Annotated in this window: 18 protein-coding genes; 9 read left to right on the top strand and 9 right to left on the bottom strand. The window is 68.4% G+C overall.

Going from position 1 to position 16,769, the window contains the following annotated elements; translation table 11 throughout:
- The first annotated feature begins 146 nt into the window (after window positions 1-146).
- The gene (locus ACFTZB_RS29315) at window positions 147-965 is read left to right on the top strand and encodes an amino acid-binding protein (protein ID WP_378436686.1); all 819 of its coding nucleotides are present in this window, start codon (window positions 147-149) and stop codon (window positions 963-965) included.
- A gap of 141 nt (window positions 966-1,106) precedes the next feature.
- Complete coding sequence (locus ACFTZB_RS29310) at window positions 1,107-1,598, top strand: helicase associated domain-containing protein (protein ID WP_378436684.1); 492 nt, start codon at window positions 1,107-1,109, stop codon at window positions 1,596-1,598.
- 31 nt (window positions 1,599-1,629) lie between these two features.
- Here ACFTZB_RS29310 and ACFTZB_RS29305 read toward each other — a convergent pair whose 3' ends face one another.
- Complete coding sequence (locus ACFTZB_RS29305; protein ID WP_378436682.1) at window positions 1,630-2,274, bottom strand: superoxide dismutase family protein; 645 nt, start codon at window positions 2,272-2,274, stop codon at window positions 1,630-1,632.
- Window positions 2,275-2,530: 256 nt separating this feature from the next.
- Here ACFTZB_RS29305 and ACFTZB_RS29300 point away from each other — a divergent pair, with 256 nt between their 5' ends.
- Genes ACFTZB_RS29300 through ACFTZB_RS29285 form a run of 4 tightly spaced genes read left to right on the top strand, consistent with a single transcriptional unit; the run spans window position 2,531 to window position 6,711 of the window.
- Window positions 2,531-3,580 (top strand): ABC transporter substrate-binding protein, encoded by a 1,050-nt coding sequence (locus tag ACFTZB_RS29300; RefSeq protein ID WP_378436680.1) that lies wholly within the window; start codon window positions 2,531-2,533, stop codon window positions 3,578-3,580.
- Between the two features lie 56 nt (window positions 3,581-3,636).
- Window positions 3,637-4,644: a FecCD family ABC transporter permease gene (locus ACFTZB_RS29295; protein ID WP_378436678.1), complete on the top strand. Its 1,008-nt coding sequence runs from the start codon at window positions 3,637-3,639 to the stop codon at window positions 4,642-4,644.
- On the top strand, window positions 4,641-5,426 hold the full coding sequence (locus tag ACFTZB_RS29290; protein WP_378436676.1) for an ABC transporter ATP-binding protein: 786 nt from the start codon (window positions 4,641-4,643) through the stop codon (window positions 5,424-5,426). Before ACFTZB_RS29295 ends, ACFTZB_RS29290 begins: the two co-directional genes overlap by 4 nt.
- 13 nt (window positions 5,427-5,439) lie before the next feature.
- Entirely contained in the window at window positions 5,440-6,711 is a 1,272-nt protein-coding gene (locus ACFTZB_RS29285; RefSeq protein ID WP_378436674.1) for an MDR family MFS transporter, read from the top strand.
- Here the strand turns inward: ACFTZB_RS29285 and ACFTZB_RS29280 are convergent.
- The 3 genes from ACFTZB_RS29280 to ACFTZB_RS29270 form a co-directional block, all read right to left on the bottom strand.
- On the bottom strand, window positions 6,644-8,146 hold the full coding sequence (locus tag ACFTZB_RS29280; RefSeq protein WP_378436672.1) for a carboxylesterase/lipase family protein: 1,503 nt from the start codon (window positions 8,144-8,146) through the stop codon (window positions 6,644-6,646). The genes ACFTZB_RS29285 and ACFTZB_RS29280 overlap by 68 nt on opposite strands.
- A 112-nt stretch (window positions 8,147-8,258) precedes the next feature.
- A complete protein-coding gene (locus ACFTZB_RS29275) occupies window positions 8,259-8,693 on the bottom strand; it encodes a YciI family protein (protein WP_378436688.1) in 435 nt (144 codons plus the stop codon).
- A gap of 89 nt (window positions 8,694-8,782) precedes the next feature.
- A complete protein-coding gene (locus ACFTZB_RS29270; RefSeq protein WP_378436670.1) occupies window positions 8,783-9,568 on the bottom strand; it encodes an alpha/beta fold hydrolase in 786 nt (261 codons plus the stop codon).
- Window positions 9,569-9,732: 164 nt separating this feature from the next.
- Here ACFTZB_RS29270 and ACFTZB_RS29265 point away from each other — a divergent pair, with 164 nt between their 5' ends.
- Window positions 9,733-10,383: a type IV toxin-antitoxin system AbiEi family antitoxin gene (locus tag ACFTZB_RS29265; protein WP_378436668.1), complete on the top strand. Its 651-nt coding sequence runs from the start codon at window positions 9,733-9,735 to the stop codon at window positions 10,381-10,383.
- Between the two features lie 18 nt (window positions 10,384-10,401).
- Window positions 10,402-10,662 carry a hypothetical protein gene (locus tag ACFTZB_RS29260; protein WP_378436666.1) on the top strand — a complete coding sequence of 87 codons (261 nt, stop codon included), beginning with the start codon at window positions 10,402-10,404 and terminating at the stop codon, window positions 10,660-10,662.
- 82 nt (window positions 10,663-10,744) lie between these two features.
- On the opposite strand, the gene ACFTZB_RS29255 is transcribed toward ACFTZB_RS29260, so the two are convergent.
- The 5 genes from ACFTZB_RS29255 to ACFTZB_RS29235 all read right to left on the bottom strand — a co-directional run bounded on the left by ACFTZB_RS29255 (window position 10,745) and on the right by ACFTZB_RS29235 (window position 15,563).
- Window positions 10,745-11,509, bottom strand: coding sequence for an IclR family transcriptional regulator (locus tag ACFTZB_RS29255; RefSeq protein WP_378436664.1), 765 nt, complete (start codon window positions 11,507-11,509; stop codon window positions 10,745-10,747).
- 70 nt (window positions 11,510-11,579) lie between these two features.
- A complete protein-coding gene (locus ACFTZB_RS29250; protein ID WP_378436661.1) occupies window positions 11,580-12,575 on the bottom strand; it encodes a cyclase family protein in 996 nt (331 codons plus the stop codon).
- A complete protein-coding gene (locus ACFTZB_RS29245) occupies window positions 12,572-12,847 on the bottom strand; it encodes a hypothetical protein (RefSeq protein ID WP_378436660.1) in 276 nt (91 codons plus the stop codon). Before ACFTZB_RS29245 ends, ACFTZB_RS29250 begins: the two co-directional genes overlap by 4 nt.
- A 20-nt stretch (window positions 12,848-12,867) precedes the next feature.
- Complete coding sequence (locus ACFTZB_RS29240; protein ID WP_378436658.1) at window positions 12,868-14,205, bottom strand: TRAP transporter large permease subunit; 1,338 nt, start codon at window positions 14,203-14,205, stop codon at window positions 12,868-12,870.
- Entirely contained in the window at window positions 14,202-15,563 is a 1,362-nt protein-coding gene (locus ACFTZB_RS29235) for an NAD(P)-binding domain-containing protein (protein WP_378436656.1), read from the bottom strand. The genes ACFTZB_RS29240 and ACFTZB_RS29235 overlap by 4 nt, the downstream gene beginning before the upstream one ends.
- A 375-nt stretch (window positions 15,564-15,938) precedes the next feature.
- On the opposite strand from ACFTZB_RS29235, the gene ACFTZB_RS29230 reads away from it, so the two are divergent.
- Window positions 15,939-16,697, top strand: a complete 759-nt coding sequence (locus tag ACFTZB_RS29230; protein ID WP_378436653.1) for an alpha/beta hydrolase — start codon at window positions 15,939-15,941, stop codon at window positions 16,695-16,697.
- The last annotated feature ends 72 nt before the right edge of the window (window positions 16,698-16,769 follow it).

Here is a 16,769-nt window from a genome sequence, read left to right as displayed (position 1 = left end):
GCTCACACCAGCCGCGCGGAGTCTTCCGCACCACATGTCTGCTGTGCCACATTCCTGCTGCACGCCAACGTATTTCACGATCGACCGTCACACCACCGACCGTGTGAGGAAACCGCTTCGCAATACGGCGGGTCGACAGTGGGGGCATGAACGATCCCGTGAGAGAACCCGGAGTTCACGTGAACGCGTGCGAGGCGTGCGGCCGGCTTCCGCATCCTCGCCGCGTCCGGCTGGCGCTGGCGAAGCTGTGCGCCGTGTTTCCCGTCGAGCTGTTACTTCACGCCTTGGTTATTCATTTCCACGTCTCCTATCTGATCACCGTCGCGGTCCTCACCGTCACCACCACCGTGTTGGTGATCTGGGTGGTCGAGCCGTCGGCGATGCGGCTCCTCGGCGGGTGGTTGCACGGTCCCGCGGACGGCAAGCACGGCCACCTCGTGACCGGACAGTCGCTCTGGCGCATCCGCGTCCGGGTGAGCGATCGCCCGGGACAGCTGGAATCGCTGGCCCGCAACCTCGCGGAGCGAGGTGCCAACATCCTGACCGTGCACGTTCATCACCTGGACGGCGGTTCACTCGACGAATTGATCGTCGGGGCGTGCCGGGACACGACGCCCGAGGCACTGTCCAATGCCGTTCGCGCCGGCGGCGGTCACGATGTCGGCATCTGGCCCGCGTCGGCGCTCGCCCTGATCGACGGCCAGACCAAGGCATTGACGTTGGCGTCGCGGGTGGTGGCCGATCCGTCCGAACTTCCCCTGTCGATCGCGGAACTCCTCGGGGCCCAGTACGTCGATACGCGCGTGACCGACGTTTCCACCACGGCGGCGAGCGTCGAGATCCCGTCGGGTGATGAGCTGCTCGTCTTCGCCCGGTCGGCGGACGAGCCGTTCACGCCGGCCGAGATCGCCCGCGCCCGCCGCCTCGGCGAACTCGCGCAGAAGACGCGGGAGATGGCGCTGTAACGGTCCGCAGGGACGGTCATTCGCACACAATTGCACCCCAACACGAGCCGACTTCCGTGACAGATCGTCAATGTGTTTGACATACTTGAACTAATGACTACCCGGACACTGTTTCACGGCTCTCACAAGGATGCGATCTCGATGCGAGATAACCAGTCCGCAGCCTCCGCCTTGCAACTCTACTGCGCCTTTCGGCATCAGCATCCGCGCAGCGTGATGCCCTCCGACTACGTCACCGACTGCGGTTTCCGACTCGGACGGTGGCAGGATCGCCAGCGCGTGGCCCGCATGCTGGGCACCCTGCCGCCCCAACGCATCCAGCAACTCGACGCGATCGGCTTCCTGTGGAGCGATGACGCCGTCCCGCTCCCGGCCGTGTCACCGGCCGACAGCAAGCGGCGACGGATGCTCACCGCCATCGCCGCCTACCGCGAAGAGCACGGCAACGCACTCGTTCCCGCGAACTACGTCACCGCCGACGGAGAACAGGTGGGCCAGTGGCTCTATCGAGCGGTGAAGAAGTGGCGGGCCGACGCACTGCCCGACGAAGAGCGTCGCCCGCTCGTCGTGCTCGGTGTCTCCCCCGGTCCGCGCCCACGAGGGCCGCGAACCGCGGCTTCGCACGTCGGATAGGCATTCCGCCGGTCACCACCGGCTGGAGCCGTCAGAAGTCCTCGTTGATGCAGGCCAGGCGATCACCGGCCATCCCGGCCTGACCGGGACCGGTCATGGTGTGCTGCGCGTGGAGCACTACGGAATTGGCCTCGCCTTCGCGAAACTCCCAGTCGACCGTCGTCGACGCCTGCGCGTTGCCGCTCGCGTCGGTGGTGACGTCGAGCCAGATCTCGTTCCGAGGGTTCGCGTATGCCGGATCCGAAGACGGCGATTCCGGGGTGGCAGCGGGATCGACATCGTTCTGATAGTGGGGTCCCGAATCCGAGGGTTTCGGTCCGCACGGCCGCGTGTGCGCGTGCACCCCGAAGTCACGGTTGGGCGCGAGTCCGGTCGCGGTGAACGTCACCGTCGTGCGGCCGTCCTGTCCCTCGGATTCGAGATGGACGGAGGAACCCACCGGGACAGCCACTTCGTCGTAGGTGAACGCGTTGTCCTCGCTCGCACCTTCCACGGGAAGTTGGAAGCCGTCGCCTGTCGTTCCCGGAAGTGGGACAGGCACGCTGGTCGTCGTTTCGGCGGAAACCGGGGGTGTCTCGACGGTGGCATCCGTCGACGCATCGTCGCTGCCGCACCCGGCTGCGACGAGCGCGGTCAGCGACACTCCAGCGATCAGAGTTGCTCGTCGTGTGTACATGATTCCCGCGTACCCGCGGATCGCATCACCGAATCCGGATTCGACACCGGCACGGACCGGTCGTGCTGTTTCCGTCGAAGAGCACGTTCGCTCCTGAATATGGCCGAAACCACACCAATTAGTTAGGTTAGGTTTACTTCGTGATAACGTTCACGCGCTTCCTCGCGTGCACGTGCTGATCGCTCTTCTCGTTCGACAGCCGGGATCGACGCCCGAGCGGGGCGCTGATCCTGGACGAACAGAAAGCATGACGAGCGTGAGAACATCCGTGGGCCGAATCGGCCTCGTGGCCATCGCCGCAGTACTGGCGAGCACCCTGGCCGCCTGTGGGCAATCCGAAACCGTCGACGACTCCGGCGCCGCCCGGGCCGGCGAGGGCAGCACGAGCTACCCCCTCGTCCTCGACAACTGCGGACAGCAGGTCACCGTCGACGCCGCGCCGCAGCGGGTGGTGTCACTGGACCAGGGCTCGACCGAAATCCTGTTGTCGCTCGGCCTCGCCGACCGGCTGGTGGGCACGGCGTCGTGGACGGACCCGATCCGCGAGAACCTCGCGGAGGCCAACGCGTCGGTGCCGCGGCTCGCGGACAACGCCCCGACGTACGAGGTGGTCCTGGACGCCGATCCGGACTTCGTGACGGCGTCGTTCGGCCGGCATTTCAAGCAGGGCGGCGTGGCGGAGCGCGCCCGGTTCGCCGAGACCGGAGTCGAGTCGTACCTGTCTCCCACCGACTGCGACAACGGGGTCAGCATCAACGGCGGCGGCAAGCGCACGAACCCGCTGACGATGGACGCGCTGTACCAGGAAATCGGTGAGCTCGCCGCGGTATTCGACGTGACCGAGCGCGGCACACAACTGATCGGCGAGTTGAAGGAACGAGAAGCCGCCGCACTGGCATCCATCGAGAAGTCGACGGTGTCGACGGCATTCTGGTTCGCCGACACCAAGAGTCCGTACGTGGCCGGCGGGCTCGGGTCCGCGAGCCTCCTCGCCGGCTCCGTCGGCGCCACCAACGTGTTCTCCGACCTCACCGACGACTGGTCGCCCGTGGGCTGGGAGATCGTGGTGGAACGGAACCCGGACGTCCTGATCCTCGGCGATCTGCTCCGCAACCGCTTCCCCGGCGACCTGCTGGCGGACAAGATCGCCTTCCTCGAATCCGACCCGGTGACGCAGAACCTCGACGCGGTGCGCAACAAGCGGTATATCGCCCTGCACGGCGCCGAGATGAACCCGTCCATCCGCGCCGTCGACGGCCTCGAGAAGGTCGCTGCCGGCCTGCGCGATCAGAAGGTCCCGTCCTGACCGCCACCCTCGACCACGCCGACACCGGTGTCCCCGTACCGGTTCGGCGTCGGTGGGTGTTCGGGACACTGATCGCGGCCGGCGGGATCGTCGCGCTCGGGCTGTCGATTCTCGTCGCGGTCACGCTCGGACCGGCGGACGTCTCACTGGTCAATGTTCGCGACGTGCTGCTCAATCACCTGGGGCTCGCGGATATTCCGGTGCGGCTGTCGAAGAACGCGATCGTGTGGGAGGAGCGACTGCCCCGGGCACTGGTCGCCGCCGCGTGCGGCGCCGGACTCGGACTCTGCGGCGTCATCATGCAGTCGCTGCTGCGCAACCCCCTCGCCGACCCGTTCGTTCTGGGAATCTCGTCGGGTGCGTCGACCGGTGCCGTGGTGGTGGGCGTGCTCGGCGTCGGTGGCGCCGCGCTCGGACTGTCCGGAGGCGCGTTCATCGGCGCTCTGGTCGCGTTCGGGCTGGTGTTGCTGCTCGCCCACATCTCCGGTGGCAACAACGACCGCGTCATCCTGGCGGGCGTCGCGAGCACCCAATTATTCTCGGCGCTCACGTCGTTCGTCATTTTCGCGTTCGCCGATTCCGACGAGACCCGCGGCGTGATGTTCTGGCTGCTCGGCTCGCTCGAGGGCGTCCGCTGGGACGACGTGACGCTGTGCGCGATCGTGGTGTTCGCCGGCACCGCCCTGTGCCTGCGCTACGCGTACGTCCTCGACGCCTTCTCCTTCGGCGACGAGGTGGCAGCGTCGCTCGGCATCGCCGTCGGCAAGGTCCGCCTGCTGCTGCTGGTGGTCACGGCGATCATCACCGCGACCCTCGTCAGCGTCGCCGGCGCGATCGGCTTCGTCGGACTGGTACTCCCCCACGCCGCCCGATTCCTCGTGGGCCCCACACACAGTCGGCTGATCCCGGCGACCGCGGTGATGGGTGCCGTGTTCATGGTGTGGGTGGACGCCGTCTCCCGGGTCGCGTTCGCACCCACCCCGCTGCCGGTGGGTGTCGGCACCGCCCTCGTCGGCGTTCCCGCGTTCATCGTCATCCTGTCCCGGCGAAGGAGAGCCCTGTGACACTCCACGCAGACGGCGTCACCTGGAACCGTGGGGGCGCACTGGTCGTCGACGGCGTCACCGTCACACCGGCACAGGGCTCGACGGTGGGTCTGCTCGGACCCAACGGATCCGGCAAGTCCTCGCTCCTGCGCCTGCTGAACGGCATCGTCCGCCCCACCTCGGGTGTCGTGACCCTCGACGGCAACGACCTCACCACCGTGCGTCGCAAGGACATTGCGCGCGCCGTCGCCGTCGTCAGCCAGCACGCCGACACCGACGTCGACATCAGCGTGCGCGACGTCGTGCGACTCGGACGCATCCCGCACCGCGGAACGTTCGGCGGCAACCCGGCCGTCGACGACGCCGCCGTCGCCGCCGCGCTCGAGCACACCGGCCTCACGGCGAAGGCGGATCGGCTCTGGCACAGACTGTCCGGCGGCGAGAAGCAGCGAGTGCAGATCGCCCGTGCCCTGGCGCAACAACCGCGCGAGCTGCTCCTCGACGAGCCGACCAACCACCTCGACATCCACCACCAGCTGGAGTTGCTCTCGCTAGTCACACGGTTGCCGGTCACCAGCGTGATCGCCCTGCACGACCTCAACCTCGCCGCCATGTTCTGCGACACGGTCATCGTGCTGAAGGAGGGCCGCGTCGTCGCGGGCGGAACCCCCGCCGACGTGCTGACGTCGGACCTGATCGCCCAGGTGTACAACGTCCGGGCCGAGGTACTCGTCGACGAGGCCAAGGGGCGGTTGTCGATCCTGTTCGAGCCGGGTCCGGTTCCCGTCCCCGTGCACTGAGGAACGACAACTCGTGACGGAGACGGACACCCGTCGGCGCTTCGTGGGTCGATGGTCGCTGCTGAGCAGTCTGGCGGCGGCGACCCCGGAGGTCCGGCTGCTCGTCCTCACCCAACTCGCGTTCAACGTCGGCTTCTTCATGGTGCTGCCCTACCTGTCGGTGTACCTGTCCGACGATCTCGGTCTGCGGGCGGCATTCGTCGGCGCCGTGCTCGGTCTCCGCACCTTCTCTCAGCAGGGGCTGTTCTTCGTCGGCGGCTCGCTCGCCGACCGCTGGGGCGTCAAACCGGTGGTCGTCACGGGTTGCGTCTGCCGCGTCCTCGGTTTCGCCGGGTTGGCCATGTTCACGTCGGTGCCCGGGATCGTGGTCGCGACCGTCCTGACGGGGTTCGCGGGCGCCCTGTTCTCGCCCGCTGTCGAATCGGCACTCGCCACCGCCGCAGGCGGCACCGACGACGGGGGGCGGTCGCGGGTGGACGCGTTCGCTCTGTTCACCGTGTGCGGGCAGATCGGATCGTTCACCGGGCCACTGGTCGGATCGGTGCTTCTGCTCGCCGACTTCTCGGCCGCGTGCCTCGCCGCAGCCGGGGTATTCGTCGCGATCCTGCTCGCGCACCTGCGGTGGCTGCCGTCCGGGCCCGGCGCCCACGCCACCGACAGCTGGCACGACGGCTGGCGGGAAGTCCTCGGAAACAGGCCGTTCCTCCTCTTCGCCGCGGCGATGAGCACGCAGTTGGTCGCGTACAACCAGCTGTACCTGCTGCTGCCACTGGAAGTGGAGCGGGCCTGGGGATCGCAGTCCCCGCTCGGCTGGTTCTTCGCCCTGTCCTCGGTGTTCGTCGTCGCCGCCCAGTTACCCATCACGAAACGGGCGCACACCCACGCCGCACTACCTCTCGGCCTCGCCGTCATGGCCGTCGGTTTCGCCGTCATGGCCGTCGCCGTCCCCGCCCGACCCCACGGGATACCCGGACTGATTCCACCCGCCGCCTTCGTACTCCTGCTCGCACTCGGCCAGATGATCGCCATGCCCGTCGCACGAGATGCGATCGCCCGCATGGCCTCCGGTCGCCGGCTCGGAACGTACTACGGCGTTTTCGCCTCCATCGGCGGAGCCGCCGTCCTGCTCGGTTCCGTCGCCGTCGGCGCCCTGATCGACGCCGTGCCGTCTACCGGGTGGCCCCTCGCCGCACCGTGGTGCGCTGTCGGAGCACTCCTCACCGGCAGCGCACTGACCGTTCGTGTCGCGTTTCCTGCTCGCCGGCGGGACGAGACCACCGGCTGAATCCGGCGCCGATGTCGTCGGGAGCGGTGTCCTCGCCGAGTCGGGGGTCGGCGTCGAACCTCATCGCTTGTCGAGCGATGTCGTAGGTGGGCCAGCCGGGGTCCCCGTGGGTTGCGAAATCGAGCCAGGTTCGGTGCATCGCGCGGGTGAGGGCGTCCGGTGCGTTTTCGCCGACGAGGCCGCGGCATGCCTGTGTGGTGTCGAAGACGAAGGGGACGTCGAGGCCGTGTGCGGCGCCGTGCAGTGGTGATCGCCATGCGAATTCGTAGACGTAGGCGGTGCCGGGGTGACGGTGCGCGGTGCGGCGGCTCGGCGATCGGAACATCAGATCCGTGTAGGCGGCGGTGAGTGCCTGCGCGGGGGTGACGGCCGGGTCGTGGAGACGGTGTCGTTCCAGGAGCGCGTCGGCATCGGGGTAGGTGGCGGCCAGTTCGGCGACGGCGTCATCCGCGTCGAAGGCGGCGAACGCGTCGGCGCCGAAACCGAGGTTGGCTTCCTCGAGTGTCGTGCCGATCAACAGTTCGACGCTGTGTGCGTGGGTGCTCGGGACTCCGACCGGGTCGGGGAGGACGTCGTCCCCCGTGGTGGGGAGGAACAGTGCGCGTCCGTGTCCTGGGTCGACACCGTTGTCGTCGCGCAGATCTGGACGGGGCGCGGTTCTGAACAGGGCACCCTGCGCGCGCAGCAGGTCGGGGGCAGAGGATGCGCGGAATGCGTCCACGGCCGGGGAGGTTCCGAGCCTGGCGGCGACTGCCTTCGTGAGTTCTTCGGTGAGCGCGAGTGGGCGGGCCATCTCGTCGTGTCCGCTCTGGACGATCGCACGCCGGAACAGTCCCACGGCCGGCGGGGAGTGCAGCAGGAACGCGACCGAGGTGCCGCCCGCCGATTCGCCGAAGACGGTGACGTTGTCCGGGTTCCCGCCGAACCCGGCGATGTTGTCGCGAACCCAGTGCAGTGCGGCGATCTGGTCGCGCAACCCGATGTTCGTGGCACCGGGCAGTGCGAGGAAGCCCTCCGCGCCGAGTCGGTAGTTGACGGTGACCAGGACGACGCCGTCGCGCGCGAACGCCGTGCCGTCGAACGCCGGGGCGGCACCCGAGCCGATCATGAACCCGCCGCCGTGGAGGTAGACCATCACCGGGAGCCCGCTCGTGCCGGGGTCGGGTGTCCAGACGTTGAGATTGAGGTAGTTGCCGTCTCCGGTCACCCATCCGGGCCCGACCAGCGGCGCCAGACACGCCTGAGTGGGATGCAGTTGCGGCTGGGGTGCGGTCGCGCCGTAACCGGTGGCGTCCCTGGTCCCCGACCATCGTTCGGCCGGGGCCGGCGGTGCGAATCGGCGTTCGCCCGCCGGGGCTGCCGCGTAGGGGATTCCCAGGAAGCGGGCGACCCCGTCGGTGTGGTCACCGGAGAGTCGCCCCGCCTCTGTGTTCACGGTACGGACGGTCATCAGCGACATTCCCTTTCGTGTGGCCGGGCCGAGGGGTCGTTCGAATCGGTTCCCCTCGACCCAGCCTGCCACGAGGCTTCGATGCCGGCCGGAACTGTCAGGCCCCCAGGCCCGATCCACCGTGGCAGTCCGAGATGGTCGGGGGCGCGGTCAGGAACGGTCGCAGCTCGAGCCATTCGTGGATCGGCTTCCCACCCGCACCGGGCGCCGCCGACAGCTCCCCGGCCAGTTCGAGCGCCCGCTCGTGGGATTCGACGTCGATCACCATCCAGCCGGCGATCAGGTCCTTCGTCTCCGCGAACGGGCCGTCGGTGACCGGCGGCCGCCCCTCGCCGTCGTAACGGACGAACGTCCCCTCCGGTGACAGCGCCTGACCGTCGACGAACTCCCCGGTCCCCTCCAGCTTGGTCGCGAAATCCTGCATGTACTGCACGTGCGCCGAGATCTCCTCCGGCGTCCACTCCGCCATCGGCACGTCGTTGACCGCCGCCGGCGCGCCGCGGTAATGCTTGAGCAGAAGGTACTTGGCCATCATGTTCTCCTCGGTAACGGTGCGACCCATTCTGGCCGCATTCACCCCAGGGACGGAGCCGAACACCGGTTCTCGACATCGCCTCCGAACTATTTCCGATCGACGCGATCGAGCCAATCACCGAACAGTGCGGCGAGCAGTGCGGGCCGCTCGTGCACGAGCGCATGACCGGCGTCCTCGACGACAGCCAGGGCGGCGTGCGGATAGCGCTCGAGCAATTCACACGCGTCGGCGTACCCGGCGACCGAATCGCGCCTGCCGGCCACGATCAGCGTCGGCCCCGGGAACACACCCGACCCGACGTCGACCGCCCACCCGGCGAAGATGCGCCCGAGCGCATCCTCGTCGACGAGTGTCGTCCCCGGCACCACATGGTCGCGGTAGCGGCGAGCGGTGGCCCGGGTGCGCACGACGAAGTACTCGTCGAACCCCGCCCACAGCGCACGGTCGAGTTCGTCGTAGGCATCGGCGTCCCGACGAACCACGCTGTGGTCGGGCACGTTCCGCGACCGCTCGGCGACCGGACACACCAACGCCAGACCGAGCACGACGTCTGGGCGCCGGGTGGCCACACCGCGAGCCAGATAGGCGCCGTACGAATGCCCCACCAGCATCACCGGGCCCGCCCCGAGGCCGTCGATGAAGTCGCCGAGCAGCGTCACCACATCGTCGTTGCAGGTCAGACCGTGCGCTGTCGACAGACCCATCCCCGGCAGGTCCGGGTAGATCCGCCGGTACCCCGTGCCCGGGACGACGGCTTCGATCGCCGCCTCGATCTCACGATGATCCACACCGGCGCCGTGCAGGGCGACAATCGGCACACCACTGCCGTGCTCGACCCAATGGACCACGGCGTCGTCGATCCGGCGCTCCATGGCAACACCCTAACGATCCACGGACCACACGAAGCGCACGAAGAACAGTCAGTCGAGCAAACTGAGAGCACGATTACGCAGCATCCTCCCGCGGCGATTGCACGACGTAGGAACATTACGTAGGCTTAGACCCTACGAAATGCGCAAAGAAGGGTGGGACTTCTGTGACACGAGTACACACCACCGCCGTACCTGCACCACTTGCCAGGCGCCCGCTGCGAACCTTCCGCCCCCAGGACGCCACAGACGTTTACGCTCACCCCCGGCCCGAACTCGCCCGCCTGGTCGCCCGCGGCGTCCTGCACCGCGCCGCCCCCGGCTACTACATCGTCACGCCCCCCGAACGCGCCGGCCGCCCCTGGATCCCGGGTCTCGAAGCCACCGCCGCCGGGATAGCCACCACCATCTACGGACCCGATGAGGCCATCGTGATGGGCATCAGTGCAGCACGCCTGCACCACGCGATACCCCGAGCGTTGGCCACCGCCATCGCCGCCGTCCCGCGCCGACACCGACCGATCACCCTCACGGACCGGCCCGCCACCATCGTCTTCCTCCGCCGCGACACCACCGAACTCGACGCCGAACGCATCGATACCCCACTCGGGGCCACACTGGTGACCACCCCCGAGCAAACCATCCTCGATCTGGCACGGTGGCCGCAACTCGGTGACGCCGAGATCGAAATCCCCACCGCGATCGCGACCCTCCACCAACGCAGCGACCCCACGCGTCTGGCCGCCCTCGCCACCGAACAACACGGCATGGCCGCCGCTCTCACCCGAGCCGAAACATGGGCGAGGACACGGTCGTGAACCTCGACGAACGCGACAGTGTCGCCACTCAATTCGGGGTCGCGACCGACCAGGTCGAGCGAGGACATCGATCTCATCTCACTCGACCCCCGACGCAGCGCGCTGGCCGCCGACCTCGACACAGCACTCCCCCGATCCCTGCAGCGGTCATACGGCCGACTCGACTGGGCTCCGTCGCTCAGCACCGGCTCGAGTGTGGATGCCGCCACCCTCCACACCGTCCGCACCGCCTGGTCGCAACTCCGCCCGGACAGCACTGCGACGCGTGCCGGAACATGAACCGACGGTCGGCTGGAAGGCCAAGTCACCGATCCGCGCCGCCCACACGGGTCGCGCGGGAACCGCGGGATGGCGAGATCCGCTAGCCGGTGACCGGTACCCGGGCGCCGAGGGTGGTGGCGGCGCGACGGACTTCGGGGATCAGGTGCGCGATCTGGGCGTCGTCGAGGGCGTCGGTGGGTCCGGTGACGCCGAGGACGGCGACGAGGGTGCCGTCGGCGGCCCGAACGGGAGCGGTGACGGAGGCGATGCCGAAGAGGCGTTCGCTGACCGAGACCGCGAAGCCGTCGCTGCGGATCTTGTCGAGCTGGGCGGGCAGTTCGTCCTTCCGCAATGTGCCGCCGCCGGCGAGGGGGACGTCGCCGATGCCGGCGAGGATCGTCTCGACTTCCTCCGCGTCGAGGTGGGCGAGGATGGTCTTTCCCGCGCCGCCGAGGTACAGCGGGAGGCGCTCGCCGACGGGAAGTACGTAGCTGAGCGGGTGTTCGCTTTCGACTCGGGCGATCAGGACTCGCGAGTTTTCGACCCGCACGTACATCGACGCGGTGAAACCGGTGTTGGCGGCGAGTTGTTGCAGCGTGGGCTGGGCGAGGACGCTCAGCGGGTTGGTGACCATGAATGCGTGGGCGACGGCCAGCGCGGCGGGGCCGGCGGTGTAGGTGTCGCCGATCCGGGCCGCGTAGCCGCGGTCGAGGAGCACCCCGAGGATGCGCTGGACGGTGGCGACATGCAGGGAGGCGTGCCGGGCGACCTCGCTCAATCGCAGTGGCTGCTTGGCGTCCTGCAGGACGCCGAGGACGTCGAACGCGCGGTCCAGGGAACGCATGTTGTTGGTCGGCGCCGCCATATGTCCTCCTCGATGAACCCACTTTCGATCGAACTTATCATTCTACGAGAACAATCAGGTGCGAGGACGGTCAGCGGATGGCGGTCGCGTTGCACGGTGAACCGACGCCGCCGACGAAGTTGAGCGGTTTCACGGTGACGAGGGCGTCCCAGGTACCGGTGCGCCGGCTGTCCTCGACGAGGGCGGTGAGGTTCCACAGTTCGCCGAGCGGGACGCCGAGTTTGCCGATCAGTTCCTGGTGCATCATGCCGGCGTCCTCGGGAGCGGACTCGGCGAACGGGCTGCCGGGGAGTACGGGCAGGACCTCGACGGCGAAGGTGTCGGTGCCGAACAGGGCGATCTTGTTGTCCCACAACCATCGTGCGAGTTCGCGACTCTGCGCGAAGCCGGTGGAGCGGCGACCGGCGCGGACCTCGTTGCGCTGGTCGTCGGTGGCGGTCAGGTACCAGTGCGCCCATCCGGTGTGGACGAGGATCAGATCGCCGTCCTGGATTCGGGCGTTCTGGCGGTCGAGGGCGGCGTCGAGGTCGGCGGCCTCGACCGCCGGTCCGCGAACGTGATCGAGTGGGGCGCCCCGGTCCGCGAACAGCCCTTCGAGGTCGAGGAGCAGTCCGCGGCCGACGATCGGATCTTGTGACCAGGCCTGGATCCCGAGCGCGGGAGCGTTCTCGGTGACCTGGTCGTCGGGGGTGCCGTCGTAGAAGCCGTGTCCGGACACCCGTCGGTGGCGCAGCCCGTCGAGGTGGCTGCTGGCCTGCAGGTAGAAGCCGTCGAGCAGGTCGTCGCGGGATTCGGCGTGCGCGGAGACGATGGTGTGCTTCGGCGCCGTCCGCGACCGGGCCATCGGTGGGTCGAACGCTCCGAGCGGGTAGTCGAGGGCGAACACTGCACCCCGGGTGACCAGGCCGGCGGCGTCGCGGACCTGCCCGGGGCCTGCGAAGTTCGCCGTCCCCCGGTCCCGGTTCTCGAAGATTCCCCAGCTCGACCCGGCCGGGGCGCCGTCGGTGCGGGTGCACAGGTCGGTGTAGGTGGAGTCGGCGTCGATCGTGTTCACGGGCCTGGTCATCCGACGTGCTCGGCGGCGCGGGCGGGAGAATCCTCGTTTCCGAGGGCGTCCTCCTCTCCGCCGTGGTGGAAGTACGACAGTACGAAGGCCAGTAGTCCCGCGATGCCGGCGGATCCGTAGGCGTAGGGGGCGAGCAGTTCCTCGACGTGGGTGACGATGTGGCCGTCACCGAGGATCAGGCCGACGGTCTGGCCGAGCACGATCGCCAGTCCGCCGAGCAGGAACGCGACGACGCTGATGCGGAAGAGGGTGGAGAAGCTTTTCTGGAACATGACGTGTCCTGTCGCGGGGGTCAGACGGGGAGGAGGCCGAGGGCGATGAGCACTCCGATGCCGAGGATGGGAACGCAGTAGTACTTCAGCAGTGGCATGAAGATCTTCGACGGGTCGATCCGGGCGATGCCGGAGGCGACGTAGATCGGGGCGCCCGACGGCGGGGAGGCGCCTTCGGTGGACGCGAACACCAGGACGGCGGCCGCGGCCACGGGGGCGGCGATGCCTGTGCCGACCAGTGCGGCGACGGCGACGGGGCCGACCGAGGCCATGGTGGCGGAGGCGGTCAGCGGGATCGCGATGATGACGATGATGATGCCGACGAGGATCGCCATCAACCAGGACGGTGCGCTGAGGCTTTCGAGCATCGCGGTCAGCTGCTGAGGCAACTTCAGCTTGGCCAGCACCGCCGAAGCGGAGAACGCGGCGACGATGGTGATGCCGATGACGCCGAACTGGGGTGCCGCGTCGCCGAGGACTTTCCACCAGCCCGTGGTGGTCTTGGGCAGGTGTCGGCGGCCGAGGAAGAGCACCAGCAGGATCATCAGGACCGGGATCCAGGTGATCAGGCTCAGGGCGCTCGACATCACCAGGTCGGTGTAGTGCGCGATGGGGGCGGCGATCGGCCCGCGGGTGAGCAGCAGCGGGATCAGGATCGGGACGAACAGCAACAGGGAGGTCCAGCCGACGCGCAGGCTCCGCTTCACCGGGATGCGGTCCTCGGGGGCGATCGGCTGCAGGCCGTTCTTGCGCACCAGGTAGTAGCTCAGCACGAGTCGGTAGCCGAGGCACCAGAGGCCCGCGATCGCGAGCGGGACGATGATGTCGTCGGCGGCCATCATGCCGGTGACGGTGCTCGACCCGACCAGGATGAACATGGTCGCACTGAACGGGAAGGTCACACCCATGCCGGCGCAGCCGGCGACGACGGTGGCGGACAGTTCACCGCTGACACCGGAGCGTTTCATCCACGGCACCGTGACCGAGCCGACCGCGGCGGTGACGGAGGCCCCGACGTGGGCGATGGCTCCGAACATGCCGCCGGCGACGGTGGAGGTGTAGATCGGGCCGCCGCGTAGCCGCCCCAGGAAGGAGTTGAGGATGTCGATGAGCCGATCCAGCACCGGCGTCTTCGCGAGGATGAAACTCATGAAGATGAACGCCAGACCGGCGAACGTCACTTCCTCCTGCATCGAGTCGACGAAGCCGTCCCACATGTATTTCGGGGCGTCGCGACCGGCGAACGCACCGACGACGACGAACCCGACGATCATCGACTCGCCGATGTTGCGTTTGAGGACCGCGTTCCAGAAGACGATGGAGGCGATGAACGCCAGCAACGCCCAGATGGCGATCATGATGCGACCTTGCGGGCGGCGATGATCGCGGCGCGGCGCTGCGCCTCGTCGGCTTCGACCGCGCGGCCACCGGCGAGGCTGGTAAATGCCTCGGCGGCCGGGACGATGATGACGCCGTCGTCGTCGGCGACGACCAGATCGCCGGGGGCGCAGACGACACCGCCGACCGCGACCGGGACGTCGATCTTGCCGGGGCCGTCCTTGTAGGGGCCTGCCGGGTTGACCGCGCGGGCCCAGACGCCGAACCCGATTTCCTGCAGGACGTCGATGTCGCGGGCGGCGCCGTCGATGATCATGCCGACGCAGCCGCGGGAGCGGGCGCGTTCGGCGATCAACTCACCCATCAAGGCCCGGTTCCGGTCGCCCTGTCCGTTGATGACGATCACCTCACCCGGCTGTACCTTGGCCAGCGCCTCGTGCAGCGCCTTGTTGTCGCCGGCCCGCGTCCACACGGTGCGGGCACGACCGACGATGCGTGCACCCTTCCACATTGCGTGGATACCCGAATCGACCATGCCCATGCGCTGGCGGGCATCGCCGATGTTGGCGACCGGGAGTCCAGCGTAAGCGTCGGGCAACTCGTCGGTGGCGCGTCCGTTCGCATCGGCGAGCGTGCGGTGCGCCTGTGCCGTGGCGGACGTGAGGACCGGGCGGACGCCGAGGGTGTCGAGGAGTTCGACCGAGGCGGTCGCCTCCACCGAGCGTCGCGCGGCGTGCTTGCGGGTGCCGTCCCGCAGCCTGTCCAGGGCCGCGAAGCTGCCGGACAGCTCGCCGGCGATCTGGGCACGCACCCACTGCTCGGCGTCGGCGGCGATCCCGGCATCGACCGATTCGACGATCAACGCGCCGAGGCCCTTCATGAACGTGCTGCGCAGCAGCTTGCGGTTCGAGGCGTCCCCGGGGGCGCCGCCGATGTCCTCGACCGAGGCGCCGAGTTCTTCGAAATACGCTGTTGCCGAGACTGATCCGTCGCCGCTGATCACGAGGGCGGTGCGCGCCCCGTTGGCGGGAACCGAGCCGACGACTGCGACGTCGGCGAACGAGGCACCGGCCTCGGTGACCAAGTGCGCGACCTGCGCCTTGATCTCGGCCGCAGCGGCGTTCATGTCCGCGAAGCAGACGCCGTCCGACAGATGGGGGGCAGCGTCGGCGGCGGCCCGCACGGCCACCTTCGCACTGGTCAGGCTGAGCACCAGATCCGCGCCCCGGACGGCGTCGGCGACGGCGTCGAAGCGCAGCACCCCCGCCGGGGTGGCGGTGTCTGCCGGGTCGAAACCGGTCACCTCCCAGCCCTTCGCGAGGAATCCCGACGAGTAGAGACTTCCGGCTTCACCGAGCCCGAGAACAGCGACCTTCATGATTTCCTCTCATACTGTGATAACGTCTATCACATGATGTAGTAATCGTGGTCACAGAGAGCGGTGGTTGTCAAGGCATCACAGCTCCCGAGAAGTCGGAGGGAACACGGCGCGGGCACCACAGGCCACGCGCCATTTCGGCATGTCAGGCGGTGGCTGCGGGAACACGGTCACGAGACTCGACGGGCGGCCGGAAAATGATTGGCGGGCACGACGCCCGCACTGCTAACGTCCGGGAGACCGTGACTTCGAGCGAGGAGGTGAGACCCATGAACGCAGTACGCAGGTGGGTGCTCCCCCTCTTCACGGCCGGGCGATCGACGTAGGTGTCGCCGGGAGCGCCTCGACAACTAGGCAATCCCGAAAGGCAACACCATGCACTTCACCTCCGAGGCATCGTCGAACGGTGTCATCGAACGCAACTTCACCCTGGGCGAGATCACCGGCGTACTCTGGTCGCCCGCATCCGGAACTGTCGGCGCACCGCTGCTGCTGTCGGGGCACAGCGGCGGCATGCATAAGAGGGCGCCTGGGCTGGTCGCCGGCGCACTCGACTGCGTGAGCACCTACGGGTACACCGTCGCCGCCATCGACGCGCCCGGACACGGTGACCGGCCGCGGAACCCTCAGGACCAGCGGTGGGGCGACGCGATCCATCAGGCCCGGGCGGCGGGCGAGCCGATCGCCCCGATCGTCATCGAATACAACGCGTCGCTGGCGGAGCGCGCGGTGCCGGAATGGCAGGAAACCCTCGACGCCCTGCAGGCGCTACCCGACGTCGGCACCGAAGCGCCCGTCGGCTACGGCGGCATGACGTTGGGTGTCGTGACCGGGCTGATGCTGGCGACGGTCGAACCCCGGATCGCCGCCCTGAGCATCGGTGCGGTCTTCGTCGACGACGCTCTGATCGAGACGGCACGACAGATCACCGTCCCGGTCGAGTACCGGATTCCGTGGGACGACGAGTACATCGACCGCCGAGCCGGTCTCGCGTTGTTCGACGCCTTCGCCTCGAGGGAGAAAACACTGCACGCCCACCCGGGCGGGTACAACCAGGTGCCCGACTACGAGCGGGACAGCTCGGCCCGGTTCTTCGCCCGTCACCTCCGCCGGGCCGGCGCGGCACCGGCCTGACGTGACCGGTATCGGCGGCCGGACACCCAGCTCGGCCGCCGATATCGAATCACCCGCCGCCGTCTTCGAAGA

The sequence above is a fragment of the Rhodococcus sp. NPDC057014 genome (assembly GCF_042673295.1).
Classification (GTDB): domain Bacteria; phylum Actinomycetota; class Actinomycetes; order Mycobacteriales; family Mycobacteriaceae; genus Rhodococcus_F.
The sequence above is the reverse complement of the archived record's forward strand: the minus strand, read 5'-3'. Positions and strand labels throughout refer to the sequence as shown.